Source organism: Curtobacterium sp. PhB136 (assembly GCF_004346855.1).
Taxonomy (GTDB): domain Bacteria; phylum Actinomycetota; class Actinomycetes; order Actinomycetales; family Microbacteriaceae; genus Curtobacterium.
Genome location: NZ_SMGH01000004.1, coordinates 963802 through 987997 on the forward strand (window position 1 = coordinate 963802; position 24196 = coordinate 987997).

The 24196-nt window shown below is 72.8% G+C and carries 25 protein-coding genes; 10 read left to right on the top strand and 15 right to left on the bottom strand.

All coding sequences use genetic code 11. The features are described from left to right. Window positions 1-57: 57 nt before the first annotated feature. Together EDF27_RS04695 and EDF27_RS04700 are read right to left on the bottom strand one after the other, a co-directional pair. The gene (locus EDF27_RS04695; protein ID WP_132047551.1) at window positions 58-837 is read right to left on the bottom strand and encodes a DNA-formamidopyrimidine glycosylase family protein; all 780 of its coding nucleotides are present in this window, start codon (window positions 835-837) and stop codon (window positions 58-60) included. Further along, window positions 830-5512: an ATP-dependent helicase gene (locus EDF27_RS04700; protein ID WP_132047553.1), complete on the bottom strand. Its 4683-nt coding sequence runs from the start codon at window positions 5510-5512 to the stop codon at window positions 830-832. Before EDF27_RS04700 ends, EDF27_RS04695 begins: the two co-directional genes overlap by 8 nt. Before the next feature lie 174 nt (window positions 5513-5686). Between EDF27_RS04700 and EDF27_RS04705 the strand changes: the two genes are divergently transcribed. Next, a complete protein-coding gene (locus EDF27_RS04705) occupies window positions 5687-6370 on the top strand; it encodes a PadR family transcriptional regulator (RefSeq protein ID WP_123654873.1) in 684 nt (227 codons plus the stop codon). Between the two features lie 80 nt (window positions 6371-6450). Here EDF27_RS04705 and EDF27_RS04710 read toward each other — a convergent pair whose 3' ends face one another. After that, entirely contained in the window at window positions 6451-7068 is a 618-nt protein-coding gene (locus tag EDF27_RS04710; RefSeq protein ID WP_132047555.1) for an alpha/beta hydrolase-fold protein, read from the bottom strand. 85 nt (window positions 7069-7153) lie between these two features. Here EDF27_RS04710 and EDF27_RS04715 point away from each other — a divergent pair, with 85 nt between their 5' ends. Next, window positions 7154-7696, top strand: coding sequence for an NUDIX hydrolase family protein (locus tag EDF27_RS04715; RefSeq protein WP_123700908.1), 543 nt, complete (start codon window positions 7154-7156; stop codon window positions 7694-7696). A 243-nt stretch (window positions 7697-7939) separates the two neighbouring features. Here the strand turns inward: EDF27_RS04715 and EDF27_RS04720 are convergent, their stop codons facing one another. Both EDF27_RS04720 and EDF27_RS04725 read right to left on the bottom strand, forming a co-directional pair. Beyond that, window positions 7940-8140, bottom strand: coding sequence for a CsbD family protein (locus EDF27_RS04720; protein WP_123654870.1), 201 nt, complete (start codon window positions 8138-8140; stop codon window positions 7940-7942). Between the two features lie 124 nt (window positions 8141-8264). Beyond that, the gene (locus EDF27_RS04725) at window positions 8265-9857 is read right to left on the bottom strand and encodes a DEAD/DEAH box helicase (protein WP_132047557.1); all 1593 of its coding nucleotides are present in this window, start codon (window positions 9855-9857) and stop codon (window positions 8265-8267) included. 343 nt (window positions 9858-10200) lie between these two features. Between EDF27_RS04725 and EDF27_RS04730 the strand changes: the two genes are divergently transcribed. Further along, window positions 10201-11067 (top strand): endo alpha-1,4 polygalactosaminidase, encoded by an 867-nt coding sequence (locus tag EDF27_RS04730; RefSeq protein ID WP_132047559.1) that lies wholly within the window; start codon window positions 10201-10203, stop codon window positions 11065-11067. Window positions 11068-11110: 43 nt separating this feature from the next. Here the strand turns inward: EDF27_RS04730 and EDF27_RS04735 are convergent, their stop codons facing one another. The 3 genes from EDF27_RS04735 to EDF27_RS19585 form a co-directional block, all read right to left on the bottom strand. Then, window positions 11111-11497 carry a GntR family transcriptional regulator gene (locus EDF27_RS04735; RefSeq protein WP_123654867.1) on the bottom strand — a complete coding sequence of 129 codons (387 nt, stop codon included), beginning with the start codon at window positions 11495-11497 and terminating at the stop codon, window positions 11111-11113. Window positions 11498-11507: 10 nt separating this feature from the next. Continuing rightward, window positions 11508-12077: a DUF1684 domain-containing protein gene (locus EDF27_RS04740; protein ID WP_123655419.1), complete on the bottom strand. Its 570-nt coding sequence runs from the start codon at window positions 12075-12077 to the stop codon at window positions 11508-11510. A gap of 159 nt (window positions 12078-12236) precedes the next feature. Then, window positions 12237-12713, bottom strand: a complete 477-nt coding sequence (locus EDF27_RS19585) for a hypothetical protein (protein WP_165931359.1) — start codon at window positions 12711-12713, stop codon at window positions 12237-12239. 73 nt (window positions 12714-12786) lie between these two features. Between EDF27_RS19585 and EDF27_RS04750 the strand changes: the two genes are divergently transcribed. Beyond that, complete coding sequence (locus EDF27_RS04750) at window positions 12787-13566, top strand: carbonic anhydrase family protein (RefSeq protein WP_165931360.1); 780 nt, start codon at window positions 12787-12789, stop codon at window positions 13564-13566. A 37-nt stretch (window positions 13567-13603) separates the two neighbouring features. Here the strand turns inward: EDF27_RS04750 and EDF27_RS04755 are convergent, their stop codons facing one another. Then, window positions 13604-14236: a GNAT family protein gene (locus EDF27_RS04755; protein ID WP_123654864.1), complete on the bottom strand. Its 633-nt coding sequence runs from the start codon at window positions 14234-14236 to the stop codon at window positions 13604-13606. Window positions 14237-14331: 95 nt separating this feature from the next. Between EDF27_RS04755 and EDF27_RS04760 the strand changes: the two genes are divergently transcribed. Continuing rightward, window positions 14332-14940 carry a 2-phosphosulfolactate phosphatase gene (locus EDF27_RS04760; RefSeq protein WP_165931361.1) on the top strand — a complete coding sequence of 203 codons (609 nt, stop codon included), beginning with the start codon at window positions 14332-14334 and terminating at the stop codon, window positions 14938-14940. 46 nt (window positions 14941-14986) lie between these two features. Further along, a complete protein-coding gene (locus tag EDF27_RS04765; RefSeq protein ID WP_123654862.1) occupies window positions 14987-15289 on the top strand; it encodes a DUF427 domain-containing protein in 303 nt (100 codons plus the stop codon). A gap of 229 nt (window positions 15290-15518) precedes the next feature. Here EDF27_RS04765 and EDF27_RS04770 read toward each other — a convergent pair whose 3' ends face one another. Further along, entirely contained in the window at window positions 15519-16775 is a 1257-nt protein-coding gene (locus EDF27_RS04770) for an Nramp family divalent metal transporter (protein ID WP_123654861.1), read from the bottom strand. A 123-nt stretch (window positions 16776-16898) separates the two neighbouring features. On the opposite strand from EDF27_RS04770, the gene EDF27_RS04775 reads away from it, so the two are divergent. Continuing rightward, on the top strand, window positions 16899-17462 hold the full coding sequence (locus EDF27_RS04775; protein ID WP_123654860.1) for a hypothetical protein: 564 nt from the start codon (window positions 16899-16901) through the stop codon (window positions 17460-17462). 87 nt (window positions 17463-17549) lie between these two features. On the opposite strand, the gene EDF27_RS04780 is transcribed toward EDF27_RS04775, so the two are convergent. The 5 genes from EDF27_RS04780 to EDF27_RS04800 all read right to left on the bottom strand — a co-directional run bounded on the left by EDF27_RS04780 (window position 17550) and on the right by EDF27_RS04800 (window position 21593). Beyond that, window positions 17550-18245: a CGNR zinc finger domain-containing protein gene (locus EDF27_RS04780; RefSeq protein WP_123654859.1), complete on the bottom strand. Its 696-nt coding sequence runs from the start codon at window positions 18243-18245 to the stop codon at window positions 17550-17552. Window positions 18246-18490: 245 nt separating this feature from the next. Continuing rightward, window positions 18491-18982 (bottom strand): SprT-like domain-containing protein, encoded by a 492-nt coding sequence (locus tag EDF27_RS04785; RefSeq protein ID WP_132047567.1) that lies wholly within the window; start codon window positions 18980-18982, stop codon window positions 18491-18493. After that, window positions 18979-19848: a hypothetical protein gene (locus EDF27_RS04790; RefSeq protein WP_123654857.1), complete on the bottom strand. Its 870-nt coding sequence runs from the start codon at window positions 19846-19848 to the stop codon at window positions 18979-18981. Before EDF27_RS04790 ends, EDF27_RS04785 begins: the two co-directional genes overlap by 4 nt. A gap of 96 nt (window positions 19849-19944) precedes the next feature. Continuing rightward, on the bottom strand, window positions 19945-20667 hold the full coding sequence (locus EDF27_RS04795; protein WP_132047569.1) for a DUF4064 domain-containing protein: 723 nt from the start codon (window positions 20665-20667) through the stop codon (window positions 19945-19947). Window positions 20668-20750: 83 nt separating this feature from the next. Beyond that, entirely contained in the window at window positions 20751-21593 is an 843-nt protein-coding gene (locus EDF27_RS04800; RefSeq protein ID WP_123654855.1) for a fused MFS/spermidine synthase, read from the bottom strand. 132 nt (window positions 21594-21725) lie between these two features. On the opposite strand from EDF27_RS04800, the gene EDF27_RS04805 reads away from it, so the two are divergent. From EDF27_RS04805 to EDF27_RS04815, 3 genes are read left to right on the top strand one after another with little or no spacing between them, the layout of a single operon-like run. Next, window positions 21726-22226, top strand: coding sequence for a hypothetical protein (locus tag EDF27_RS04805; protein WP_123654854.1), 501 nt, complete (start codon window positions 21726-21728; stop codon window positions 22224-22226). Next, entirely contained in the window at window positions 22223-23494 is a 1272-nt protein-coding gene (locus EDF27_RS04810) for a histidine kinase (protein ID WP_123700900.1), read from the top strand. The genes EDF27_RS04805 and EDF27_RS04810 overlap by 4 nt, the downstream gene beginning before the upstream one ends. Then, complete coding sequence (locus EDF27_RS04815) at window positions 23491-24126, top strand: response regulator transcription factor (RefSeq protein ID WP_123700899.1); 636 nt, start codon at window positions 23491-23493, stop codon at window positions 24124-24126. Before EDF27_RS04810 ends, EDF27_RS04815 begins: the two co-directional genes overlap by 4 nt. Window positions 24127-24196 lie beyond the last annotated feature (70 nt).

Sequence of the window (24196 nt, forward strand, 5' to 3'; positions counted from 1 at the left end):
CCGCACGCCGTTCCGCCTGCCCCCGCCTGACGTACGCGCCGGGCCCGCGCGCGGCGGTCAGGACTGGCAGCGCGGGCACCAGTACGTGTCGCGGAGGGTGAGCTCGGAGTCGCCGAGCTCGCCCGCCCGGATCGGCGTCCGGCACCGCAGGCAGGGCTTGCCCCGCCGGTTGTAGACCCAGAAGCGGGACCCCGGACGGTCGACTCCCGTGGTCACCCGGGCGCTGCGGTCCCGGTTCGCCAGGATCAGCCGGTGGGCGAGGGCGATCATCCGCGGGACGTCCTGGACCTCGCCGACGGGCCGCGTCGGCAGCACCCCGCGGAGGAAGCAGACCTCGTTCCGGTACACGTTCCCGAGCCCCGCGAGCACGCGCTGGTCGAGCAGCGCGAGCCCGACCGGCCGCGCGGGGTCCGCCGTCAGGTTCGACTCGGCCACGGAAGCATCCCAGTCGGGCCCGAGCAGGTCCGGACCGAGGTACCCGACGATCTCCGACTCCTCGTCGCGCGGGACGACCTCGAGGACCCCGAGGGCGAAACCGACCGTCGACACGTCCGACGCGTCGAGGACCGCGCGGGCCTGGTGGGCGGGGCGTCGCCACCGGTCGCCCGGGGCGTAGACGTCCCACCGCCCCTCCATCTTGAGGTGGGAGTGCACGGTGAGGTCACCGATGCGGTGCAGGATGTGCTTGCCGCGCGGGACGACCTCGTCGACGGTGCGTCCGACGAGGTCGAGCGTCGCGAAGGCGGGCACCCGGAAGTCGCTCCGGGTGAGGACCTTGCCGGCAAGTGCGGTGTGCAGCCGGTGCGCGGCTCGGTAGACGGTGTCGCCCTCAGGCACGCAGCCGCACCCCCTGTGGCGTCGCGGTGAACCCGGCGGCGCGCAGCGCTGCACCGAGTGGGGACTCGAGCACGAAGACGCCGTTCACCCGTTCGACGGAGAGCTTCCCGAGGCCGCTCCGGACCGTGGCGGCAATCGAGGTCGCGGCGGCGGCGAGGTCGGCGGGGTCCTCGGTGAACGTCAGCACGGACTTGCCGCCGCGTTCGACGTAGACCCCGAGCTCCCCGTCGATGAGCACGACGAGTGCACCCGCCTTGCGACCGGGCCGGTGTCCCCGCGACTTCGCCCCTTCGACCGGAGGTGCGTCGGGATCGACGGCGTCCGTCGGCCACGGCAGCGCCGCCCCGTACGGGTTCGCCGGGTCCGTCGCCGCGAGGGTCAGGACCTCGCGCGCGCGGTCCGGGTTCGCCCGCTCGTCGTCGTCGAGGTCCCGCGCGTAGGTCCGGAGCCGGTCGATCGTCGGCGAGGTCGCGAACTGCGCCGCGCCGAGTCCTTCGATGAAGTACCCGCGGCGCGCACGACCGGATTCCTCGAACCGGGCGAGCACCCGGTACACACCGGCGAAGCCGCCCCGGACGCCCTCGACCTGCACGGCGCCGCGGGTGACGATGCCGTACCGCTCGAGCAGCTGCTCCGCGGTCGCCGCGGCCCGCACCGTGGCGTCGGCCTCGGCCAGCGGCAGGAGCGACCACCTCCCGCCGACGCTCGGTGGCCCGGACTGCGTCGGGAGGGTCGGACGGCGACGCCCGCGGTACGCGCGGGTTCGGGGCGCCGCACTCGAGCGGGCCTTGCCGCCGAGCATCGACCGGAGCGGTGCGAAGGTGTCGTTGGTGATCTGCCCGGCCCACACGAGGTCCCACAGCGCGGTCGTCAGTGCCTGGTCGTCGGTGCTGCCCACGGCTTGGCCGAGCTGCCGGAAGAAGTACGCTCCGCCGCCGGCCAGGGCGCCGAGCACGTCCCGCTGGAGCTCGGTGGTCTCGTCGCCCGCCGGTTCCGCGAGGGTGGTCGGCGCGGTGTCGGCCAGGTGCAGCCGGACCCAGCCGTCGTTGCCGGGCAGGGTGCCGCCGCCGGACCACAGGACTTCCCCGGTGGCGGTGAGCTCGTCGAGCATGTTCGGTGCGTAGTCGGAGACCCGGGCGGGCAGCACGAGCGTCTCCCAGGCACTGGCGGGCAGTGCGACACCGGCGAGCTGGTCGATGACCTGCAGCACGCCGTCGATGCCGCGCAGTCCGCCGCGGGTGCCGGGCACGGTGACGTGCTGCCACGCGGGCAGGAAGCGGGCGAGGGTGTCCGGCGAGACCGGTTCGACCTCGTGGCGGAGCGCCGCGAGCGACCGGGTGCGGATGCGCCGGAGCACCTCGGCGTCGCACCACTCGGCGCCCTGGCGGTCCGGGCGGAACTCGCCCTCGACCAGGCGACGGTCGGCGACGAGTCGGCGCAGGGTGTCCTGCACGACGGCGATGCCGAGGCCCAGCCGGGATGCGGCGTCCTGCGCGGCGAAGGGTCCGTGTGACCGGGCGTACCGGCCGACCAGGTCGCCGAGGGGATCGGCGACGGGCTCGATGAACGCGGTGGGCACGCCGATCGGCAGCGGCACCCCGAGGGCGTCACGAAGTCGGGCGGCGTCCTCGATCACGGCCCACCGGGTCGCTCCGGCGTGCGAGAAGGACAGCACCCGGCGGTCGCGTTCGAATGACTCGAGCGTCGTCCGAACCGTGTCGCGTGCGGCATCGCGATCCGTGGCGTCAGCCAGCCAGCTGCGGTCGACGGCTTCGTCGAGGTCGAGCGCACCGACCAGCCGGAACACGTCGACCAGTCCCTCGGTGTCCCGGGCACGACGGTCGGGGGAGAGCCGCTGCAGGTCCTGTTCGGTCGAGGCGATGACGGCGGGGTCGAGGAGTTCCCGGAGTTCGGCCCGGCCGAGCAGCTCCCCGAGGAGCGTCGAGTCGAGCGAGAGCGCGGCCGCACGGCGCTCGGCGAGCGGGGAGTCGCCCTCGTACATGAAGGCGGCGACGTACCCGAAGAGCAGCGACCGGGCGAAGGGGGACGGCTGCTCGGTCTCGGTCTCGACGAGCCGGATCTTCCGTCGGGCGATCTCGTCCGCGATGCCGAGCAGGGACGGCACGTCGTAGACGTCCTGCAGCACTTCGCGCACCGTCTCGAGCACGATCGGGAAGCTCGGGTACTTCTGCGCGACCTCGAGCAGCTGCGAGGCACGCTGCCGTTGTTGCCAGAGCGGGGAGCGCCGGCCCGGGTCGCGCCGGGGGAGCAGGAGCGCGCGGGCCGCGCACTCGCGGAAGCGCGCGGCGAACAGCGCGGAGCCCCCGACCTCGTCGGTGACGAGCGCTTCGAGGTCGTCCCGCTCGAACACGAACAGGTCCGCACCGGGTGGCTCGGCGTCGGTCTCGGGGATCCGCACCACGATGCCGTCGTCCGCGGCCATGGCGTCCCCGTCGATCCCGTGCCGTTCCCGCAGTCGTGCCGCGACCGCGAGGGCCCACGGCGCGTGCACCTGCATGCCGTACGGGGAGTGCAGGATCAGCCGCCAGTCGCCGAGCTCGTCGCGGAACCGCTCGACGACGAGCGTGGTGTCGTTCGGCACGTGTCCGGTGGTCTCGCGCTGCTCGCGCAGGAACGTCAGCAGGTTCGTGACCGCTCGTTCGTCCAGGCCACCGGCGGCGACACGTGCGCGGGCGTCGGCGTCGGAGGCGCCCTCGACCTCCCTGATGAAGGCACCCGTGGCGCGGCCGAGTTCGGCGGGCCGACCGATGCCGTCGCCCTTCCAGAACGGCACCCGGCCCGGCTGCCCGAACGCCGGGCTGACGATGACCCGGTCGTGGGTGATCTCCTCGATGCGCCAACTGGTGGCCCCGAGCGCGAAGACGTCCCCGACGCGGGACTCGTAGACCATCTCCTCGTCGAGCTCACCGACGCGGGACGCCCGCTCGCCGACCATGAACACGCCGAACATGCCGCGGTCCGGGATGGTCCCGCCGCTGGTCACCGCGAGCCGCTGCGCACCCGGGCGACCGGTCAGGGTGCCGTGCACCCGGTCCCACACCAGACGCGGGCGGAGCTCGGCGAACTCGTCGCTCGGGTAGCGCCCGGTGATGAGGTCGAGCGTTGCCTCGAACGCCGAGCGGGGCAGCCCGCTGAACGGCGCGCTCCGCCGGACGAGCTCGAACCAGTGCTCGACGTCGAGGGTGTCGACCGCGCCGGCAGCGACGGTGTGCTGGGCGAGGACGTCGAGCGGGTTCGCGGGGACCGAGATCGACTCGATCTGCCCGGACACCATGCGCTCGACGGTGACGGCGCTGTGCACGAGGTCGGCCCGGTGCTTCGGGAAGAGCACCCCGCGGGAGATCTCGCCGACCTGGTGCCCGGCGCGACCGACCCGCTGCAACCCGCTGGCGACGGACGGCGGTGCCTCGACCTGGACGACGAGGTCGACCTCGCCCATGTCGATGCCGAGCTCGAGCGAACTCGTCGCGACGACGCACCGCAGGCGTCCGGACTTCAGGTCGTCCTCGATGATGGCGCGCTGGTCCTTCGAGACGGACCCGTGGTGCGCCCGCGCCAGGACGGGCAGGGAGCCGGCGGTCTGTCCCGATGCTCCGATCATCTCCGCGGGGGGTCGAGACGGCGCGGGGGCGTGCGCCGAGGCCCGCGCGGGCGACTGCGGCCGCGCCGAAGGCAGCCCGACGTCGGCCGGCACCACCCCGGCGGGGACGAGCGAGTCGGCGGCTGCCGTCACCCGTTCCTCGTGGATCTCGTTGAGCCGGGCGGTCAGCCGTTCTGCCAACCGCCGGGAGTTCGCGAACACGATCGTCGACCGGTGTTCTTCGATGAGGTCGACCACGCGTTCTTCGACGTGCGGCCAGATCGACCCGTTCGACGGCGCATCGGACGCGTCGGCCCCGACCGGGGGTGCGCCGAGTTCGGACATGTCGTCGACGGGCACGACCACGCGGAGGTCGAACGTCTTCTGTGCGGGCGGGGCGATGATCTCCACCGGCGCACGCCCACCGAGGAACCGCGCCACTTCTTCCGCCGGGCGGACGGTCGCGGACAGCCCGATGCGCTGCACGGGCTTCTCGAGCAGGTCGTCGAGGCGTTCGAGCGACACGGCGAGGTGCGCCCCGCGCTTCGTCGACGCGACCGCGTGGACCTCGTCGATGATGACGGTGTCGACGTTCACGAGGGTCTCCCGCGCCCGCGACGTGAGCATCAGGTAGAGCGACTCCGGCGTCGTGATGAGGATGTCCGGCGGCAGCCGCAGCAGCTTCTGCCGGTCGGACGACGGGGTGTCACCACTCCGGACGCCGACCGTGACGTCCGGCGGTTCGAGGCCCAGGCGGCGCGCGGTCTGCGTGATGCCGACGAGCGGACTCCGGAGGTTGCGTTCCACGTCGACGCCGAGCGCCTTCAGCGGCGAGACGTAGAGCACCCGCGTCCGCTGCTTCGCGGGTGGGTGGTCGGTCGAGCTGATGAGCCGGTCGATGGACCAGAGGAACGAGGCCAGCGTCTTGCCGGAACCGGTCGGTGCGACCACGAGCGCGTGCCGTCCGGTCGAGATGGCGTCCCAGGCGCCGGACTGCGCCGCAGTGGGAGCGGAGAAGGCGCCGCGGAACCACTCGGCGGTGGCCGGGGAGAAGCGCTCGAGGACGTCCGTCATGGTCCGTCCCATCCTGCCCGCGACCCCCGACAACGAGCCCAACGGAGGACATGGTTGACAAACCGATAGTTACCGATCTATCGTTAACCCATCGCGATACGAACGGAACAGTTCGTTCGAGTCCTCCGGGACATCGCGAGCCAACTTCGAACACCATCTCAGGAAGGAGTCATCATGCGCCCCATCGATGACTACGACAACACCAGCAACGACGACCACGGCCGACGCGACCAGCGCGGCTTCGGACCGCGCGGTCCCCGCTTCGGCGGCGCGCGGCAGCACCACGGCGGCTTCCCCGGCCGCGACCGCGGTGACCACGGCGGACGCGGCGGCTTCGGCCCCGGGTTCGGCGGACGCGGGGGCTTCGGCCCCGGCATGGGATTCGGACCCGGCTTCGGCGGCCCCGGCTTCGGCCGTGAGCGTCGCCGTCGCGGTGACGTCCGCCTCGCGATCCTCGGTCTCCTGGCCGAAGGACCGCAGAACGGCTACGCGATCATCAAGACGATCGCCGAGCGCACCGGCGGTGCCTGGAAGCCGAGCCCCGGCTCGGTCTACCCGACGCTCCAGCAGCTCGTCGACGAAGACCTCGTCGTCTCGACCGGTGACGGCCGCAAGACGCTCTTCGAGCTCACCGACGCCGGCAAGGCCGAGGCGGAGTCCAAGGCGGACGAGATCGCCGCGGCGTGGGAGTCCACGCCGGGCGTCCCGGACGCACAGCGCGAGTTCATCGAGTCGCTCCGGAAGACCATGGGCGTCCTGCACATGTACCGGACCAGTGCGACGGAGGAGCAGACCAAGGCGGCAGCCGCCAAGGTCGACCAGCTCCGCAAGGACCTGCTGCAGATCCTCGCCGACTAGCGCGCAACACCACACGGACGGGAGGCACGGTGCCAGCTGGCACCGTGCCTCCCGTCCGTCGTCCGGTCGCGCCCAGGGCGTCAGTCGCCGATGAAGGCGGCCACGTCCGCCAGCTCGGCCGCCGACACCGCGTGCGGCAGCCCCTCGTAGGTGCGGTCGGTCACGTCGGTGTTCGCCGCTGCCCACGCGTCCGTCCTCGCGGTCGCCTCGCCGGGGATGACCGGGTCGAGGTCCCCGTGGCCGAGGAACACGCGGGGCCGCACGGCTGCGACGGCCTCGTCACGCGAGTCGGTCACGCCGGGCACCACGAACCCGGACAGTGACACCGCGAACGCGAAGCCCGACGGCCGTGCCCGCAGCAGCTGCAACGCCATCGACCCGCCCTGGGAGAACCCGAGGAGCCCGATGCGCGGGTGATCGGCGCCGACGGAGTCGATCCAGTCGAGGACACCGGCGACACTGGTGTCGACCGGCTCGAGCGCGGGGGACCCCGGCGTCCCGAGCGGGTACCAGCTGAACCCACCGCCCCACGGCATCGGTGCCCGGAGCGATGCGACGGTCCACGCGGGCGGCAGCGCGGGCGCGTGCCCGAGGAGGTCCTGCTCGTTCGACCCCACCCCGTGCAGCGCGACGAGCAGCGGCGTGCCGGCACGGTCGGCCTCGGGGCGGGTCCAGCGGACGACGTCGGCATCGATCATGCAGCCGACAGTAGTTGACGCATCAACCATCCCCAACCCCGCGCCCTTCCACCACGTTCGCCCGTGCGGCTGGTAGACACGGTGCATGGCCTCGTTGCGCACCCCTGACCCCGACTCCGGCTGGCTGTCCGACGAGGAGCTCGCGATGGTCCGCCGTCGCCTGCCGATCTGCTACGTCGAGGCGATCCCGGTCCGCACGGACGGCCTCGGCGTCGTGACGGAGGTCGGTGTCCTGCTCCGCGTCGCGCCGAGCGGCTCGATCGCCCGAACGCTCGTCTCCGGCCGGGTGATGTTCGGCGAGTCGATCCGCACCGCGCTGTTCCGGCACCTCGAGAAGGACCTCGGACCGATGGCGTTCCCGCAGCTGCCCTCGAACCCGGCGCCGTTCACGGTGGCCGAGTACTTCCCGTTGCCCGGCGCCTCCGTGTACACCGACGAGCGGCAGCACGCGATCTCCCTGGCGTACGTCGTCCCGGTCACGGGGACGTGCGAGCCGCGCCAGGACGCCCTCGAACTCACGTGGATGAGCCCGATGGAAGCCGCCTCGGTCGCCGTGTCCGAGGAGATGGAGGGCGGCCGCGGAGCGCTCATGCGCGCCGGCCTCGCCTCCGTCGGCGCCCTGCTCTAGCGCCGCCCGCCGCGCCCGGCCCGCCGCGCCCCGCCCGCCGCGCCCGCCCGGCGCGAATCGGACCCGCACAACGCAAACCGGCTCGCACCACGAACGTCCGTGGTGCGAGCCGGTTTGCGTTGTGCCGCGCCGGCCGGCACCACGGCGCGCCAGCGGCCCCGGCGCCCCTGAACGCGACGAAGCCCCCGGTTCCCTCTGGGACCCGGGGGCTTCGCAGTGCGGCCTGGACGGCCGACTTGGGTCTTACTTGTTGTCCTTGAAGCTGTCGGCGACGCCGTGAGCGGCGTCCTTGACGTCAGTCGCGCCCTGCTTGGCCGAGGCCTTGGCCTGGTCGGTCTGACCTTCGGCCTTCAGACGGTCGTTGTTCGTCACGTTCCCGGCAGCTTCCTTGGCCTTGCCGGCTGCCTTCTCGGCAGCGTTCTTGATGTCATCGATGCCAGCCATAGGCAATTCCTTCCGTCTGCGGACAGGTCTCCGGTGATCGCTCTCGCGTCCTCCGGTGCACCAGAAGGTACCCGCCGACGTTCGCACGCTCGCAGCGCGCGTCAAGGTTGGCCCGGGCGGCAGGTCAGCGCGCGGAGCCGGCCGGACGCGAGGCGCGACGCGAGCCGCCACCGCCGCGACGGTTGCCACCGGACTCCGAACCGGAGCTGCGGCCGGCGGCGTAGCCACCGTCGGACGACCAGACCGGAGCCGAGCCGCCACGGACGCCGTCGCTCGAAGCGCGACGGCTGCCGCCGGAACGGCGCTGCCCACCGGTCGAGGCGGCGCCGGCCTCGGCGGTACGACCGCCGCGACGCCCTGCACCCGAGCCGCTCGGAGCCGAGCCGGACTGCGCGGCCGGAGCCGAGCCTCCCGATCGGCCGCCGCGACCACGCGCACGGCCGCGGCCGCCCGTGGAGTCGGACGAGGACGACGACGCGGACTGCTGGCGACGCGGCTGCTGCTGCTGGACCGGGGCCTCGGCCACGTGGCGGATCGGCGCGATCTCGCCGACGAGCTGCGCGACCGGCGCCGAGTTCGGCGTGACCTGCTGCGGCGTGACCTTGATCGCGGCCTTGCGCATCATCTGCGCGACGTCGCGACGCTCGGCCGGCATGACGACCGTGACGACGTCACCCGACGAACCGGCACGGGCGGTACGGCCCGAACGGTGCAGGTACGCCTTGTGCTCGGTCGGCGGGTCGACGTGCACGACGAGCTCGACGTTGTCGACGTGCACGCCACGGGCGGCGACGTCGGTCGCGACGAGGACCAGGGCCTCACCGGCGGAGAACTTCGCGAGGTTGCGCTCACGGGCGCCCTGCGACAGGTTGCCCTGCAGGTCGACCGCGGGGATGCCCTGCGAGGAGAGCTGCTTCGCGAGGCGCTTGGCGTGGTGCTTCGTGCGCATGAAGAGGATGCGGCGACCGGTGCCCGAGGCGAGCGTGCGGACGAGGTCCTTCTTCGCGTCGGCGTCGGCGACCTCGAACACGTGGTGGGTCATCGCCTCGACGGGGCTGGACTCGTCGTCGACGGAGTGCATGACCGGGTTGTGCAGGAACTTCTTGACGAGCTTGTCCACGCCGTTGTCGAGCGTGGCGGAGAACAGGAGGCGCTGCCCCTGCTCCGGCGTCGCCTGCATGATCTTCGTGACACCGGGCAGGAAGCCCATGTCGGCCATGTGGTCGGCCTCGTCGAGGACGGTGACCTCGATCGCGTCGAGCTGCACGTGGCCCTGCTGCATGAGGTCGGCGAGGCGACCGGGGCAGGCGACGACGACGTCGACGCCACCGCGGAGCGCGTCGACCTGGCGGCCCTGCGAGACGCCGCCGAAGATCGTCGTGGTGGTGAGGCCCATCGCCTTGGCGAGGGGGGCGAGCGTCGCGTCGATCTGGGTCGCGAGCTCACGGGTCGGTGCGAGGACCAGGGCGCGGGGGCGACCGGGGCGGCGCTTCCGCGGGTTCGCGGCGAGGCGGGCGGCAAGGGGGATCGCGAACGCGATGGTCTTGCCGGAACCGGTGCGGCCGCGGCCGAGCACGTCCTTGCCCTTGAGGGAGTCGGGGAGGGTGTCCGCCTGGATCGGGAAGGCGTTCTCCTTGCCCTGGCCGACGAGGACGTCGACCATCGGGGCGGGAACGCCGAGATCTGCGAAGCGGATGTCTTCGGTGAGGTTGGTCATCATGACCTTTCGGGCCGTTGCCGGCCGTGGTGCGCGCTCGGATCAGCGCGCGGGCGGGAGCATGTCCGCGGCCGGTGTCCGCTCCTGGGAGCGGGCGAGCCTGCTCGGGAGCAGGCACGGCGGTGCGGGCACTGTCGCCGCAGCAGAGAGCCTGGCACCGGTTTCCCGACCCGGACGGGTTCCGGGGGGAGGGTGGTGCGCGATACGCATCGGTCGAAATCGACCGGGAGGTTTCGGGGGCGTCCGTACGACGCACGAGGCGATCGGCGCCTCGAGTACGTCCAGCATAGCGGTTGGACCCCTCCACGGGGAAGGGCGCCGACTCCGTGCGAGGATCACGGGCATGCGTGCTCGGTCCCTCGTCCTCGGTTCCGTGCTCGTCGTGGGTGCCCTGCTGCTGTCCGGGTGCGCAGCGGGCGCCGGCAGCGGCGTGGGCAGCGATGCCGGGAGCGACGCCGACGGCGACGTCGGCCACGGCTACACGAACCTGCCGACCTCGGGCATCCCCGACTACCAGCTCGGCGGCGCGTACCGACCCGCGGACGACGTGACGATCGTCGAGCGCGACAGCACCGCCCACCCGGCCTCGGGCAGGTACTCGATCTGCTACGTCAACGGGTTCCAGACACAGCCCGAGGACGCGGCCATGTGGAAGGAGCGGTACCCGGACGCGATCCTCCGGAACGACGACGGGAAGCCCGTGTCCGATCCGGGCTGGCCGGACGAGATGCTCCTCGACACGTCGAGCGCGAGCGCACGGGCCTCGATCGTCCACGTCCTGACGAGGTCGATCACCCGGTGCGGCGACCGCGGGTTCGACGCGGTCGAGTTCGACAACCTGGACTCGTGGACGCGCTCGCACGGGGCGCTGACGCGAGCGGGCAACCTGGCGCTGGCGAAGTCGTTGGTGGACGTCGCGCACGAGCACGGGCTCGCGGCCGGGCAGAAGAACACCCCACAGCTCGGATCGGCGGGCAAGCGCGACACCGGCTTCGACTTCGTCGTGGCCGAGGAGTGCATGACGTACGACGAGTGCGGTGCGTACACGAAGGCCTACGGGCAGCGGGTGATCGACGTCGAGTACTCCGACGACTCCGACGGTCCGTGGTCCGATGTCTGCGCCTCGGACAGCCGACCGGCGATGACGATCCTGCGCGACCGCGACCTGGTTGCCCGCGGGAGCGAGGCGTACGTCTTCGAGCACTGCTGAGACGGCGCCGGACCGCTCCGCGACGCGGCGACGGCCCGGTCCGCTACGCGGGCCAGGCGTCCCGCAGGGCCGTCGCGGTCTGGTCCGGGGACAGCCCGGCCGCCTTCGCCTCGGCGATGAGGGAGCGGACCGCGTCGGCCACGGCGTCCGGCACCGCCGCGGGGCGCACGACACGGGTGCCGGCACCACGAGCGGTGTGCACCAGCCCGGTCTCCTCGAGCACCGTGTACGCCTTCGCGACCGTCCCGGCAGCGAGTCCCAGTTCCTCGGCGAGCGAGCGCACGCTCGGTAGCCGCTGCCCGTCGACCAGGTAGCCCGCCGTGATCTGCGCCGCGATCTGCGAGCGCACCTGTTCGAAGGGCGGGATCCGTCCACCGGCGTCGATCGCCACGAGTCCGGTCGTCGTCCCGGTGCCGGTCTTGGAAGACATCGTGTCCGCCCTAGAAGTCGTACTGCTCGCCGACGGGGATCGCCACCGGCACGGTGTTGCCCGGAGGCGCGAGCGGGCACGCCCACGCCGGGTCGTACGCGCACGAGGGGTTGTACGCGAAGTTGAAGTCGAGCACGATCTCCCCGTCGTCACCGCCGAGGTCCGCGCCCTTGATCGTGTCGAGCAGGTAGCGACCGCCGCCGTAGGTCCCGCGGGCCTTCCCGGCGCTGGCGTCCTTCACCGGGACGAACACGCCGCCCGCGTAGCCGCCGTGCGACCACACGTCGAGGGTGCCGATGCCCGGCAGGCTGACGACCCCGAGCCGGTCGAAGTGCACGATGCCGTCGGTGCCGGTCTCGACGTCGAGCACCTGTTCCTCGGCGGGTTCGATGCGGGCACGGAAGCGCCAGTCCGGGTCGTACGCGGGCACCGGGAGCTCCTCGAAGTCCACGGCGTCCTCGTCGAGGAGGGGGCTGGCCGGGTGCTCGGCGAACATCGCGTCGCGGGTCTCGCGCCACATCGCGTGCGCGGTCTCCGGGTCGGGGGTGGCCCGGACGCGGCGGTAGAGGTCGAACGTCATCCGACGCCAGTCCACGGTCGCCAGCGTGCGGTGCACACGGTCGTCGGTCGTCGGCTCCTCGGGGCGCGTCTGGCTCACGTGGTCGAGGCTACGCCCGCTGCGCGGCGGACGGGAGGCTCATCTCGCCGCGATCGTGCGTGTCCCGCCCGGCGCACCCCGTCAGGCGGGGGGCCAGGTGGGCGACTGCTGCCGCATCCGGAGCGCCCGCCACTGCCAGATCACCCACATGCCCGGCCAGAGCGCGACGCCGAGGACCGCGGGTGTCATCCGGTAGTCGAGCCGGTCGACGAGCAGCGTCGTGCCGTCCGGGAGCTCCGTCGCCGCCATCCGGTGCCGCATCGCCATCCGGGCGAAGAGGCCGCTCGTGCCGCCGCCGTTGTCGCGCTGCACGGGGACGCCGTCCACCTCGTAGCGGTCGATGTCCACGTGACTGGCCCCGCTCGGGACCACGCCGAAGGCGCTCGCCGCGATGGGGTGCGGCTCGCCCGGCGTCCAGCGGTCGGGGAAGCCCGACGGGTCGAGCGACCGGTACACCAGGAACGGCTTCGTCACCCCGACCATCACCGCCGGGGCCATCAGGGCGTCGCGGACGGCGTCCACCGGGGCATCGAGGACGAGACGGAGACCGACGTGCATGCGGCGGACGCTACCCCTCGCCTGCGGTTCGACCGCAGGTATTTCACATATCAAGCCTGCGACGCTGCACCGCATGACCCCTTCGAGCCTGAGCGTCCGCCGATTCCCCCTCCTCGCAGCACCCGCCGTGCTGCTCGTCCTCGCCGGGTGCGCCGGCACGCCCACTGTGGATGCGCACGATGGTGACGCCGGGACCGCATGGTCCTACGACGGTGCCGGGTCACCCGGACACTGGGGCGACCTGTCCGACGAGTACGACGTGTGCTCCACCGGCACCGAGCAGTCGCCCGTGGACCTGCCGGCGCCGACGAAGGGTGCCCCGCTCGACCTCGTCGCCGGCGCGCCCGCGAAGGGCCTCACCGCGGACAACGGCCACACCGTGCAGTTCACGGCGGACGACGGCGCGACGACGCGGATCGGCGGCGAGGACCTGCACCTCGTGCAGATGCACTTCCACGCCGGGTCCGAGCACACCGTCCGGGGGAAGGCCGCTGACGCCGAGTTCCACTTCGTGCACGCCGACGGGAAGGGTGCCCTGACGGTGGTGGGTGTCCTCGCCGAGCAGGGTGCGCACAACGCGGCGTACGACAGCTACGTCGCCGGAGCGACCGCCGGCGCCGGCCGCGCGAGCACCGTCGACATCGGGGCGATGCTGCCCGAGGGGCGCTCCCACCACGCCTACCCCGGGTCCCTCACGACGCCGCCCTGCACCGAGGGCGTGCAGTGGATCGTGCTCGAGGACACGGTCGAGCTCGGTGCCGACCAGCTCGCTGACCTCGAGGCCGCGCACGTCGAGAACGCCCGCCCCGTGCAGCCGCTCGGCGACCGGACGGTCGAACACGAACTGCGCTGACGAGGGATCAGGCGTGTCGGGGTCAGGCGTGTCGGTGTCAGGCGTGCCGGGCGGAACGGCGGCGGGAGCCCTCGGCGCGGTCGTGACGTCGGAGCCGTTCGGCCAGTGACAGCCGGACCGTCGGCCACTCCGCCGCCGTGATCGAGAAGACCACGGTGTCGCGGAGGGTGCCGTCCCGGCCGATCTGGTGGCTCCGCAGGACACCGTCCTGCTTCGCCCCGAGGCCGGCGATCGCCGCGCGCGACTGCTGGTTGTGCCAGTGGGTCCGGAACTCCACCGCGATGCACTGCCAGACGTCGAACGCCTGCGAGAGCATCAGCAGCTTCGACTCGGTGTTGATGCCGGAGCGCTGCGCCGACTTCGCGAGGAAGGTCGATCCGATCTCGACCCGGCGGTTCCCGGTGTCGATGGCCATGAACGTCGTCGAGCCGACCACGCGCCCGGTCGGCCGGTCACGCACCGCGAAGGGCACCATCCGGCCCGCTTCCTGTTCCGCGAGACGGCGGTCGATCTCGGCGTCGACCTGCGCCGGTGCCGGGATCGAGGAGTACCAGGTGCGCCACAGATCGCCGTCCGCGACCGCCACCCGGAGGTCGTCCGCGTGCTCGTGGCCGAGGGGCTCGAGCGTGACGCGGTCACCGGTCAGGGTCGGTGCGGGGGCGATCTCCATGGGAGTCGATCGTACTGGCGGTCCGAGTGCCGATCGGCGGTCAGCGGGCCCCCTGTGGAAAGGGACAGGTCCTCCACAGCGGTTATCGTGACGGAGTGCGTGAACGAGGCCAGCAGCAGTACCAGGTCCGCTTCGGATGGGGCGTCGCGGGTGCCCACCGCGTCGCGATCGGAGCGCACCTCGTCGTCTGGGTCGACGTGCTGCCCGCGGGTGCCGGAGGCGACCACGCCGCCGGCCACCGGGCCGTCGCCCGGCAGCTCCCCGCGGGCGCGGAGGTGGTGGCGGGCCACCTCGCCAACGCGGCGGCGGTCGCGGAACGGGTGACGAGCCTCCAGACCGATCGTGGCGACCGGTGCGTCGTCGCGGTCATCGCTGCCGGGACGCACCACGCGCCCTCCGGCATCGACGTGGCCGAAGCCGCAGGCGAGTCCGCCGACGTGCCGGACGCACCCGACTTCGCGGTCGAGGACCTGCTCGGTGCCGGCGCCGTCATCGACGCGCTGTCCGCCGTCGGGATCGACCACTCCTCGCCCGAGGCCGCTGCCGCCTGCGCCGCCTACACCGGGCTCCGGCGTGCCGTGAAGCACCTCGTCACCGCGTCCGAGGCAGCACGGGAGCTCGGCCCGGAGCGCGCCAACGCGGCGCTCGCCGTGGGGCCGGAGCTCGTCACGATCCGGCCCGGGGAACACAGCGCCCGCGCGTAGCGTTCCGACCGGCAGGGCAGACCGCCCACCAACGAAGGAGCGCACCATGAAGGCAGTCGCTGGCGACACCGTCATCGCAGAGGCATCCGAGGACGACCTCATCAAGATCGAGGGCAACTGGTACTTCCCGCCGTCGAGCGTGAACACCGAGTACTTCACCGAGACCGACACGCAGTACCACTGCCCGTGGAAGGGCGACACCCAGTACTTCACGGTGACCGCGGACGGGCAGACGCTCACCGATGCCGCGTGGTCGTACCCCACGCCGATCCCGTCGTCGTTCGACCGTGTCGGCAAGGACTACAGCGGGTACGTCGCGTTCTGGAAGGGCGTCCGCGTCGTCGAGTAGCCGGTGCGCTCGCGCCCACACGTGACGTCGTGCGTTCGTGGCGTCGTGGCGTTCGTGGCGTTCGTGGCGTTCGTGGTGTCGTGCGGTTCCTGCCGGCGTCGCACAACCATGACCGGCTCGAACCGCGGATCCCCGTGGTGCGAGCCGGATTCGGTTGTGCGACGCCAAATCGCATCGGACGCGCCGACGGGAACCGCGGTGCGGGTTGCGCCGCGGTGCGTGCTGACGCTCAGGTCGTGAGCGTCAGCACGACCAGCGCGACGTTCAGCGCGACGATGACCGTCGCGATCACCCACGCCACCACCCGGGTCCCGAGTGCGTTGACGTCCGCGCCCATCACGCTCCGCCGCGACGTGTAGGTCACGAGCGGGATGATCGCGAAGGCGATCCCGAAGCTCAGCACCACTTGGCTCACGACGAGCAGCATCGTGGCGTCCGCGTCCAGCGCGAGCAGCACGATCGCCGGGACGAGCGTCACGATGCGCCGCACGAGCAGCGGCACCCGCACGTGCAGCAGGCCGTGCATGATCTCGGCGCCGGCCATGCAGCCCACCGACGTCGAGGCCAGCCCGGACGCCAGCAGCCCGACGGCGAACAGCACGCCCACCACCGGCCCGACGTGCGTCGCGATCGCCGCCTGCGCTCCCGGGATCGAGTCCGTCCCCGGCACACCGGGCAGGGTCGCCGCGGCGAGCACGAGCATGCAGACGTTCACCCCGCCGGCCACGATGAGCGCGAGCGCGACGTCCCACCGCGTCATCACGAGCACCCGGCGCCGATCCGGACCGGCCGGGGTGTCTCCGTGCCGGTCCCGTGCGAGCGCCGAGTGCAGGTAGACCGCGTGCGGCATCACCGTGGCGCCGAGCATCGACGCCGCGAGCATCACCGACTCGGAGCCCTCGAAGCGCGGCACCAGGCCCGACACGAGCTCGCCGGGGGAGACCTGCGCGAAGAGCAGCCCCGCGCAGAAGCCGATCGTCAGGATCGCGAGCATCGCGGTGACGACGACCTCGAACGTGCGAGCACCCCGCCGGTTCTGCAGCACGAGGATCGCCATCGACACCACGCCCGTGATGAGCCCGCCCGCGACGAGGGGCAGCCCGAACAGCAGGTGCAGGGCGAGCGCGCCGCCGATCACCTCGGCGATGTCGGTCGCTGCGGCCACGACCTCCGCCTGCGCCCAGAACAGCAGCCGGGGTGTGCGCCGCATCCGCATGCCGAGCAGTTCCGGCAGGGACTTCCCGGTGACGATCCCGAGCTTGGCGGAGAGGTACTGGACCACCACGGCGCTGGCGTTCGCGGCGACCAGGACCCACAGCAGCAGGTAGCCGTACTTCGCCCCGGCCGTGAGGTTCGCGGCCACGTTGCCGGGGTCGACGTACGCGATGGCGGCGACGAACGCGGGGCCGAGGAGCGTCAGGCTCGCCGCGCGCTTCCGCGGAGCATCGCCGGTGGGGGCGAGGCGCGGGGTGGCGGTGTCGGTCATGGCACCAGCATGCCAGAGGATTCGGCGTCCCGAATTCAGGAATTCGGTGCGATCTGTCCCCGGCTGACGCGAGGTTGTGTCGACGATGTGCTCGGAAGCGCCCGGGTCCGTACCGTGGCGACCATGCAGGGGACGAGACGACGACAGATCGGCGCTGGCGTGCTCGCCATCGCCGCCGCCGCGACGCTCACCGGGTGCGCGCAGGGTGGCCACGACATGGGCGACCGGGTGACGACGAAGCTCAACGGCTCCGCGTTCCACGGCCAGCTGGCGATCCAGGCGACGAAGGTCGAACGGGTGACCTCGGACGCGATGGACCAGTTCGGGCTGAGCTCGAAGGGCGACGACGCGTACCTGGCGCACTTCACCGTGCAGCGGGTCAGCGGCACGTTCGACACCGACGCCGTCGGCGACCTGACGAACGACGCCTGGGGGCTCCGGGCGGACGACCGGCTGCAGGCGGGGCCGTCCCTCGACGCGAGCGACCGGAACGACGTCCTGCAGGATGCGTGCCCGTTCGAGCGGAAGGCCATCGCCGAGGCGCTCACCGGGAACGGGACCGCGGACGTCTGCGCGGTGCTGCTCGCACCGTCCGGCAGCACCGTCGACGCCGTCAGCTACATGCGTGCGGCGCCGGTCGACGAGGCGCCCGAGGGCGACTCGACGATCACCTGGCGTTCGTCCTAGGCGCTGGCGGGCGGGTGCGGCTCCGGTGGACTCGGGTGCGGGCCCTGCCCGTGCCGGCAGCGCGCCGGTGAGGCGGTAGCGCTTCGCTCAGGCGGCCGCGCGGCGGGCGCGGTGCGCCCGGACCTTCGCCCGGTTCCCGCACCGCTGCATCGCGCACCACCGGCGCGTGCCACCGCGGGACGAGTCGTAGAACACCAGCCCGCAGTCCGGCGCGGAGCACCGGCTGAGCCGGGTCGGGCGGCCGTCGGCCTCGACGTCGTCGAACCCGACCTCGGTGAAGAGGGCGACCGCGTCGCGCGCGACGCTCGAGAGCGCCTGTGCGAGCCGCACACGGTTCGCTCCGGCCCGACGACGGCCACCCGGGAGGCTCGGGGGCACGTCCGGCAGGGCGGCGAACAGGTTGACGGTGTCGATGTCGTCGGGCGCGGGGCGCGTGCGGCCGGTCCCGGCGCGCAGGCCCGCCGCCACCGCGGTGCGCTCCGCGGCCGTCGACGCGGGCGCCGGTGCCGCGGCCACGGCGAGCCGGCCGATCGCGGCGCGGAGCTCCCGGGCGTCCTGCAGTTCGCGGGCGGTCGCACCGAGGTCGATCGGTTCGGTGTGGTCACTGAGCCACTCGTCGAGGTCGGCCGGGGTCATCAGGAGCTCACCGAGCTGCGCGCGAGGACGCCCGCCGTGAGGATCGTCGGCGAAGCCGCCGGTGTGCGCGAAGTCGAGGGCGATCCGACCGGCGTCGAAGAACCACGACGACCCCGAGTCCGTGCGGATGTGCTGCCCCGTGTGCATCCGGCCAGGCTAACGGGTCACACGCGAGTCGTGCTGCCGGGATCCGACGGGGTGCATCGGGCCGGGCTGACGGGTCACACGCGGGTCGTGCTGCCGGGATCCGACGGGGTGCATCGGGCCGGGCTGACGGGTCACACGCGAGTCGTGCTGCCGGGATCCGACGGGGTGCATCGGGCCGGGCTGACGGGTCACACGCGGGTCGTGCTGCCGGGATCCGACGGGGTGCATCGGGCCGGGCTGACGGGTCACACGCGAACGGCGCTGCCCGGTTCCGCGCGCGCGGAGTCGGTCCGGCGGCTCCACGCGATGAGGTTCCGCTCGTCGAAGCGCCGGGAGCACTTCGCGCAGGCCAGGGGCCTGGTGGGCGTGCGGTAGCGGTAGTGCTCGTGTCCGGCCGGGCACGCACCGACCCACGGTGCGAGCTCGCTGGCGATCGGCCCGTCGTGCAGCCGCGAGCCGGTGTACCCGATCGACGCCGCGGTCCGCCGCCACTTCGGCCCGTGCCCGGCCCGTGCACCGCTCATCGCGTGGGCGATCTCGTGCAGGAGCACCTGGTCGACGTCGTCGTCGGAGAACCGTGCCGCGAGGTGCCGGCTCACCGTGATCCGCCGCTTCGCGAAGTCGCACTGCCCGGCGCGCGTCTTGGCGTGGTCGAAGGCGAACGCCCACGTGCCCGCGCCGAGGTGCGTGCGCATGAGTTCGTCGGCCCGTGACCGGACCAGGTCGAGCGAGGTCACCGGTCGCGGTCGGTGGGACGGGTCCGGTCGGCTCGGTCGGTCAGCTTGCCCCACAGGGTGTCCGCTTCGGTGCGGGCCGCATCGGGGGCGCCGAGCACCCGGCGGCGCACGGGCGGGATCTCCTTGACCGGCTCCGCGACGCGGGTGGCCGGGTCGGTCTCCCGACGCATCGCAGCTTCACGGGCGGTGCGGGGACGGTCCTCGGCTGCTGGGGCCTCGTCACGCCGTGCGCCGTCGGCACGGTCACGCTCGGGAGCGGCGGCCGGCCGGGCGATCGAGGCGCGCATGGCGGCCTCGACCGCGGTGCGGAGTGCGTCGGTGCGTTCGGCCGGTGCGCCGGCCGCGCGGAACGCCTCGTAGGAACGGCCGAGGACCTCACGCGCCTCGTCGAACCGGGAGAGTTCGAACAGGGACCAGCCCTCGATCTCGGCGGCGGCGCCCTCGAGCTCCGGCCACTCCTCGGTGGTCGCCGTGTCCCGCGCCAGTGCGGCTTCGGTCGCGGCGCGTTCGTAGCGGCCGAGGTCGTGCAGGACGTGGGCTCGGCGGACCCGGGCAGCGACCTTGTCGGCCCGTTCACCCGTGAACATCGTCAGGCGGAAGACCTCTTCCGCCAGGACCAGTGCCTCGTCGAGCCGTCCGAGCAGGCGCAGGAGCTCGGCCCGCTCGGCGAGCGCGTCCGTGCTGCGACTCTGGCCGAGGTCGCGGAGGCGGTCCTGGATCACCTGCACGTCGACGGCGGGACGCAGGCTGATCGGCGCGAAGGTGCTGCCGGGGCTGACGCCCGCGGTGACGGGAGCCGCGTGACGCGGTTCCCGGGCGCGGTCGTCCCGGTCGTTGTGCTGGCGGTCGTCGGGCGGGAGGGACATCAGGGTCGAGGGTATCCGCGGTCACCCGGGAGCGGCTGGTGCCACACGCCGATCACGTGACGTCGTCCTCGGACCGACTGCCTCCGAGTGCCTGCGTCAGGACGCCGCACCGGAGGAGGAGACCGCGATGCCGATGTAGACGGAGAACGCGACGAGTGCGGCGACGACGCCGAGGATCAGCGCGAAGACGCCCCAACCGCGGCCGCGCTTCGTGGCGATCGCGACGATGCCCTGCACGATGCCCCACAGTCCGAAGAGCGTGCCGATCCACATGAACACCGAGCCCGCTGCGAGCTGGCCGGCGTTCGAGCCGTTCATCAGCGAGTCCTGGAGCTGCTGCTGGTCGGCGCTCGAGGTGCCGCCGCTGTCGATGACGTCGCGCAGTGCACCGCTGGCGCCGAGCGCGGTGCCCAGCAGGTAGCCGCCGACGATGCCGACGATGAGTGCGACGACGGAGGCGAAGAACGCGATGACGCCGACGGTCTTCTTCTTCGCCTTCGGCTCGTCGTAGCTCTGCCACGCGGGGCTGGCGGAGGACGCCGGTGCGGCGGCGGAGGACTGCTGGGGCTGCCCGTACTGCTGGGGCTGCTGCCCGTACTGCGGTGCCTGCTGCCCGAACTGCGGCGCCTGCTGCTGTCCGTGATCGGGCGACTGCTGCCCGTACTGCGGTGCCTGTTCGCCGTACTGCGGCGCCGACGCGGGGGTGATGCGCTCGCCGTAGCGGGGCGCGTCCTGGTTCGCCGGATGCTGCGGTTCGCCCCAGCTCGGTGCCTGGCCGTCGGCCGTCCGGTCGTCGTTGCTCCGGTCGTCGTTCGTCATGAGGGCATCCCCGTCTCGTCGGTCGCGCGCCTGCGCGGTCGTGCAGCACCCATCCTGGCAGCGCCACCCGGATGGTGCCCGGGCTACGCGCCGAAGACGGAGCGGTTCGGCTCCGGCGACGCGACGGCCGTGGCGTCGGTGACGATCGGCGCCCCCGCGATGAAGGCCCGCAGCTCGGCGCCGTGCACGACCTTCGCCGGCATCGGGTCCGAGGAGTACCGGCGCGGCATCTCCGCCACGGGCAGGTCCGTGGGGGAGCCGAGCAGCACGATGTTCCCGAATCGCCGGCCCTTCAGCATCCCGGTGTCCGCGACGGCGGCGACCGAGGGCAGCACCGACTGCAGCGTCGACGCCTGTCCGCGCGCGAAGGCGAGCCCGGCGCCGTCGGCGACGTTCACGGCGACGATGCCGGTCGGGGACAGGAAGGCCGCGACCTCACGGTAGAACTCGACGCTCGTGACGTGGGCCGGGATCCGCGAGCCGCCGAACACGTCGACGACCGCCAGGTCCACGGTGCCCCGGAGCCCGTGCGGGAGCTTCGACAGGACTTCTCGCGCGTCGCCGTACCGCACCCGGATGGACGCCCCGCGGGGGAAGGGGAGGACATCGCGCACCTGGTCGACGAGGTCCCGCTCGAGCTCGATCACCTGCTGCCGGGAACCCGGGCGGGTGACGGCCACGTAGCGGGGGAGCGTCAGGGCGCCGGCGCCGAGGTGCACCGCGGTGATGGGTCCGGGCGGCAGCAGGTCGATGGCGTGCCCGATCCGCCGGATGTACTCGAACGCCAGGTGCGTCGGGTCCTCGAGGTCGACGTGCGACTGCGGCGTCCCGTCGACGACGAGCGTGAAGGACCCGGGGCGGTGCCGGTCCGGCTCGATGACCGAGAACCCCGCACCGAGCTTGAATCCGTCGAACGCGTCAGCCATGCCCCCATCGAACACCACCGCATCACCACCCACGTCCCCACCCGTGGGTGGTGGGGCCGCGCAGGCCGCCGAACCACGATGGGATCACCGGCCGGGAACCGCCCCGCCGGACACCACGGAAGGTCCACCACCATGTCGGTCCAGCTCCTCGCGAACATCGTCATCGGGCTCGCCCTCGTCGGGTTCCTCGCGTTCCGCCAGGCGACCTGGCAGTACCTCGACCCCGCCCGCATCTGGCGGACGCCGCTCATCATGGCGATCATCGGCGTGGTCGTGATGGCCCAGACCAAGGCGACGATCACCACCACGGACATCGTCTTCCTCGGCATCGAGGCGCTCATCTCGGTCGCCGTGGGCCTCTCGATGGGATCCATCACGACGTTCCGCACCGTGTCGACGCCCGACCAGAAGGGCCGCACGCTGCAGTCCCGCACGGGGTGGTTCGGCGCCGGACTGTGGTTCGTCCTCATCGCCGTGCGCGTCGGCCTCGACGTGCTCGGCGGTCACATGGGAGCGCACCTCCTCACCTCGACGGGCGCGGTGCTGCTGATGCTCGCGATCAACCGGGCCGCCCGCGCCCTGGTCCTCGACCAGCGCATCCCGAACCGCGCCAGCGGCATGATGGTCCGGTGACCCTGCTGTCCGGCGACGACCCGACCGACCTCTCCGGAGGCCGGTCGCGGTCGCGTCTCGGGTGGAGCCTCAGCGCGGTCGGCATCATCGCCGTCGGGTTCTGGTTCGTGAAGAACGGCGTCGCGATGGACCTGCCCGCGTGGGTCTGGGTCGTCGGGACGGTGGCGCTCGCCGCGTGGGCGGTCCGGGAGTTCCTCCGGACGCCGTGGACGACCGTCGTCGCGGCCGCAGTGATGGTCGTCGCCGGCGCTGCCGTGGTGGTGTCGACCGATGCGCTCATGCTCGCGCCGGTGATCGTCGGCGTCGTGGTGCTCCAGGCCAGCCCGCGGCTGCCCGTGTGGAGCGGCATCGTCGCCGTGCTGGTCGCCCTGGTCGAGATCGCGGTGTCCGCCGCCGCGGCCGGCACCGCCGTCCTGTTCGTCCTGGCGTCGTGCGGTGGCCTGGTGCTCGGTGTCCTGGTCGGGTTCAGCCGCCGGCAGTTCCGGTTCGCCGAGGCGCAGGCGCGGCAGGCGGAACGGGACCAGGCACGCGCGGAGCTCCTCGCCGACCGCTCCCGCGCTGCCCGGGACATCCACGACGTCCTCGCGCACTCGCTCGGCGGCCTCGTGCTGCAGCTCGACGCGGTCGAGGCGCTCCTCGAAGCCGGTCGTGTCGACGAGGCCACCCGCCGGGCAGCCGATGCCCGGACCCTCGCGGCGGACGGCCTGGCCGAGGCCCGACGCGCGGTGCACGCCCTGCGCGACGACGACGACACCCGCGACCACCGTGCCGGTGGGACCGACGCACCGGAGCCGACCCGAGCCTCCAGGCCGGATGCGCCCGACACGAACGAAGCACCCGACGCGAACGGCGCACCCGAGACGAACGACGCACCAGGCGCACCCGGCCTGCCCGCCCTCGTCGCCGCGCACCGCTCCTTCGGCGGTCAGGTCCTCACGCAGGGCGACCTGACCCTCGCCGACCTCGACGACGCCCACCGGACCGCTGTCGTCGCCGCCAGCCGGGAGGCCCTCAGCAACGCCCGCAGGCACGCCCCCGGCTGCCCCGTCTCCCTCTCGGTCATCCGGGACGGCGACGCCGTGGACGTCGTCCTCGCGAACCCGCTGTCCAGCGGCGGGCACGGCCTCATCGGCATGCGGGAGCGGTTCGCGGAACTCTCCGACGGCGCGACGATCGACGCCGACCGATCCGACGACGAGTTCGTCGTGGCGATGCACCTGCCCGTCGCCGGCGAGCAGCTCGCACGCCGCGTGGACGGTGACCGGTGATCCGCGTGCTGGTCGTCGACGACCAGGCGATCGTCCGGGACGGCCTGGTGACCGTGCTGTCGCTGGTGCCCGACCTGGAGGTCGTCGGTGAGGCGGCCGACGGAGCGGAGGCGCTCGCCGCCGTGGCGGAGCACGCGCCGGACGTGGTGCTGATGGACCTCAGGATGCCCGTCGTGGACGGCCCGACCGCGACGGCCCGGATCACCGAGCAGCACCCGGGGGTCGCGGTGCTGGTGCTGACGACCTTCGCCGACGACGAGTCGATCACGACCGCGCTGCGGGCCGGGGCACGCGGCTACCTGACGAAGGACGCCGGCCGGGTGGAGATCGCGACCGCGATCCGGGCGGTGGCCTCCGGGCAGTCGACGTTCGACGCGGCGATCGGGGCCCGGCTCGTCGCGCAGCTCGCGGCACCGGCGCCCGCTGCACCGACGGGCCTGCGCGACCGCTTCCCCGAGCTCACCCCGCGTGAGGCGGACGTGCTCGAGCGGATCGCGGACGGCCGGACGAACCCGGAGATCGCCGCCGAGCTGTTCCTGACGGTGCCGACCGTGAAGTCGTACGTGAACCAGCTGTTCCAGAAGCTCGGGGTCCGCACCCGCGCGGAGGCCGTCGCGCTCGTCCTGCGCTGACGCCCGACCGCGGGGCCCGTCGGCACTGCGGCGCCCAGCGGTGCCGACGCCCACCGCACGCGATGCGGAT

What these genes read in the sequence shown, in the direction of transcription:
- EDF27_RS04700 (WP_132047553.1), bottom strand. Translation starts at nt 5,512, where the DNA reads ATGACGGACGTCCTCGAGCGCTTCTCCCCGGCCACCGCCGAGTGGTTC.
- EDF27_RS04705 (WP_123654873.1), top strand. Translation starts at nt 5,687, where the DNA reads ATGCGCCCCATCGATGACTACGACAACACCAGCAACGACGACCACGGC.
- EDF27_RS04710 (WP_132047555.1), bottom strand. Translation starts at nt 7,068, where the DNA reads ATGATCGATGCCGACGTCGTCCGCTGGACCCGCCCCGAGGCCGACCGT.
- EDF27_RS04715 (WP_123700908.1), top strand. Translation starts at nt 7,154, where the DNA reads ATGGCCTCGTTGCGCACCCCTGACCCCGACTCCGGCTGGCTGTCCGAC.
- EDF27_RS04720 (WP_123654870.1), bottom strand. Translation starts at nt 8,140, where the DNA reads ATGGCTGGCATCGATGACATCAAGAACGCTGCCGAGAAGGCAGCCGGC.
- EDF27_RS04725 (WP_132047557.1), bottom strand. Translation starts at nt 9,857, where the DNA reads ATGACCAACCTCACCGAAGACATCCGCTTCGCAGATCTCGGCGTTCCC.
- EDF27_RS04730 (WP_132047559.1), top strand. Translation starts at nt 10,201, where the DNA reads ATGCGTGCTCGGTCCCTCGTCCTCGGTTCCGTGCTCGTCGTGGGTGCC.
- EDF27_RS04735 (WP_123654867.1), bottom strand. Translation starts at nt 11,497, where the DNA reads ATGTCTTCCAAGACCGGCACCGGGACGACGACCGGACTCGTGGCGATC.
- EDF27_RS04740 (WP_123655419.1), bottom strand. Translation starts at nt 12,077, where the DNA reads ATGACGTTCGACCTCTACCGCCGCGTCCGGGCCACCCCCGACCCGGAG.
- EDF27_RS19585 (WP_165931359.1), bottom strand. Translation starts at nt 12,713, where the DNA reads ATGCACGTCGGTCTCCGTCTCGTCCTCGATGCCCCGGTGGACGCCGTC.
- EDF27_RS04750 (WP_165931360.1), top strand. Translation starts at nt 12,787, where the DNA reads ATGACCCCTTCGAGCCTGAGCGTCCGCCGATTCCCCCTCCTCGCAGCA.
- EDF27_RS04755 (WP_123654864.1), bottom strand. Translation starts at nt 14,236, where the DNA reads ATGGAGATCGCCCCCGCACCGACCCTGACCGGTGACCGCGTCACGCTC.
- EDF27_RS04765 (WP_123654862.1), top strand. Translation starts at nt 14,987, where the DNA reads ATGAAGGCAGTCGCTGGCGACACCGTCATCGCAGAGGCATCCGAGGAC.
- EDF27_RS04770 (WP_123654861.1), bottom strand. Translation starts at nt 16,775, where the DNA reads ATGACCGACACCGCCACCCCGCGCCTCGCCCCCACCGGCGATGCTCCG.
- EDF27_RS04775 (WP_123654860.1), top strand. Translation starts at nt 16,899, where the DNA reads ATGCAGGGGACGAGACGACGACAGATCGGCGCTGGCGTGCTCGCCATC.
- EDF27_RS04780 (WP_123654859.1), bottom strand. Translation starts at nt 18,245, where the DNA reads ATGCACACGGGGCAGCACATCCGCACGGACTCGGGGTCGTCGTGGTTC.
- EDF27_RS04790 (WP_123654857.1), bottom strand. Translation starts at nt 19,848, where the DNA reads ATGTCCCTCCCGCCCGACGACCGCCAGCACAACGACCGGGACGACCGC.
- EDF27_RS04795 (WP_132047569.1), bottom strand. Translation starts at nt 20,667, where the DNA reads ATGACGAACGACGACCGGAGCAACGACGACCGGACGGCCGACGGCCAG.
- EDF27_RS04800 (WP_123654855.1), bottom strand. Translation starts at nt 21,593, where the DNA reads ATGGCTGACGCGTTCGACGGATTCAAGCTCGGTGCGGGGTTCTCGGTC.
- EDF27_RS04805 (WP_123654854.1), top strand. Translation starts at nt 21,726, where the DNA reads ATGTCGGTCCAGCTCCTCGCGAACATCGTCATCGGGCTCGCCCTCGTC.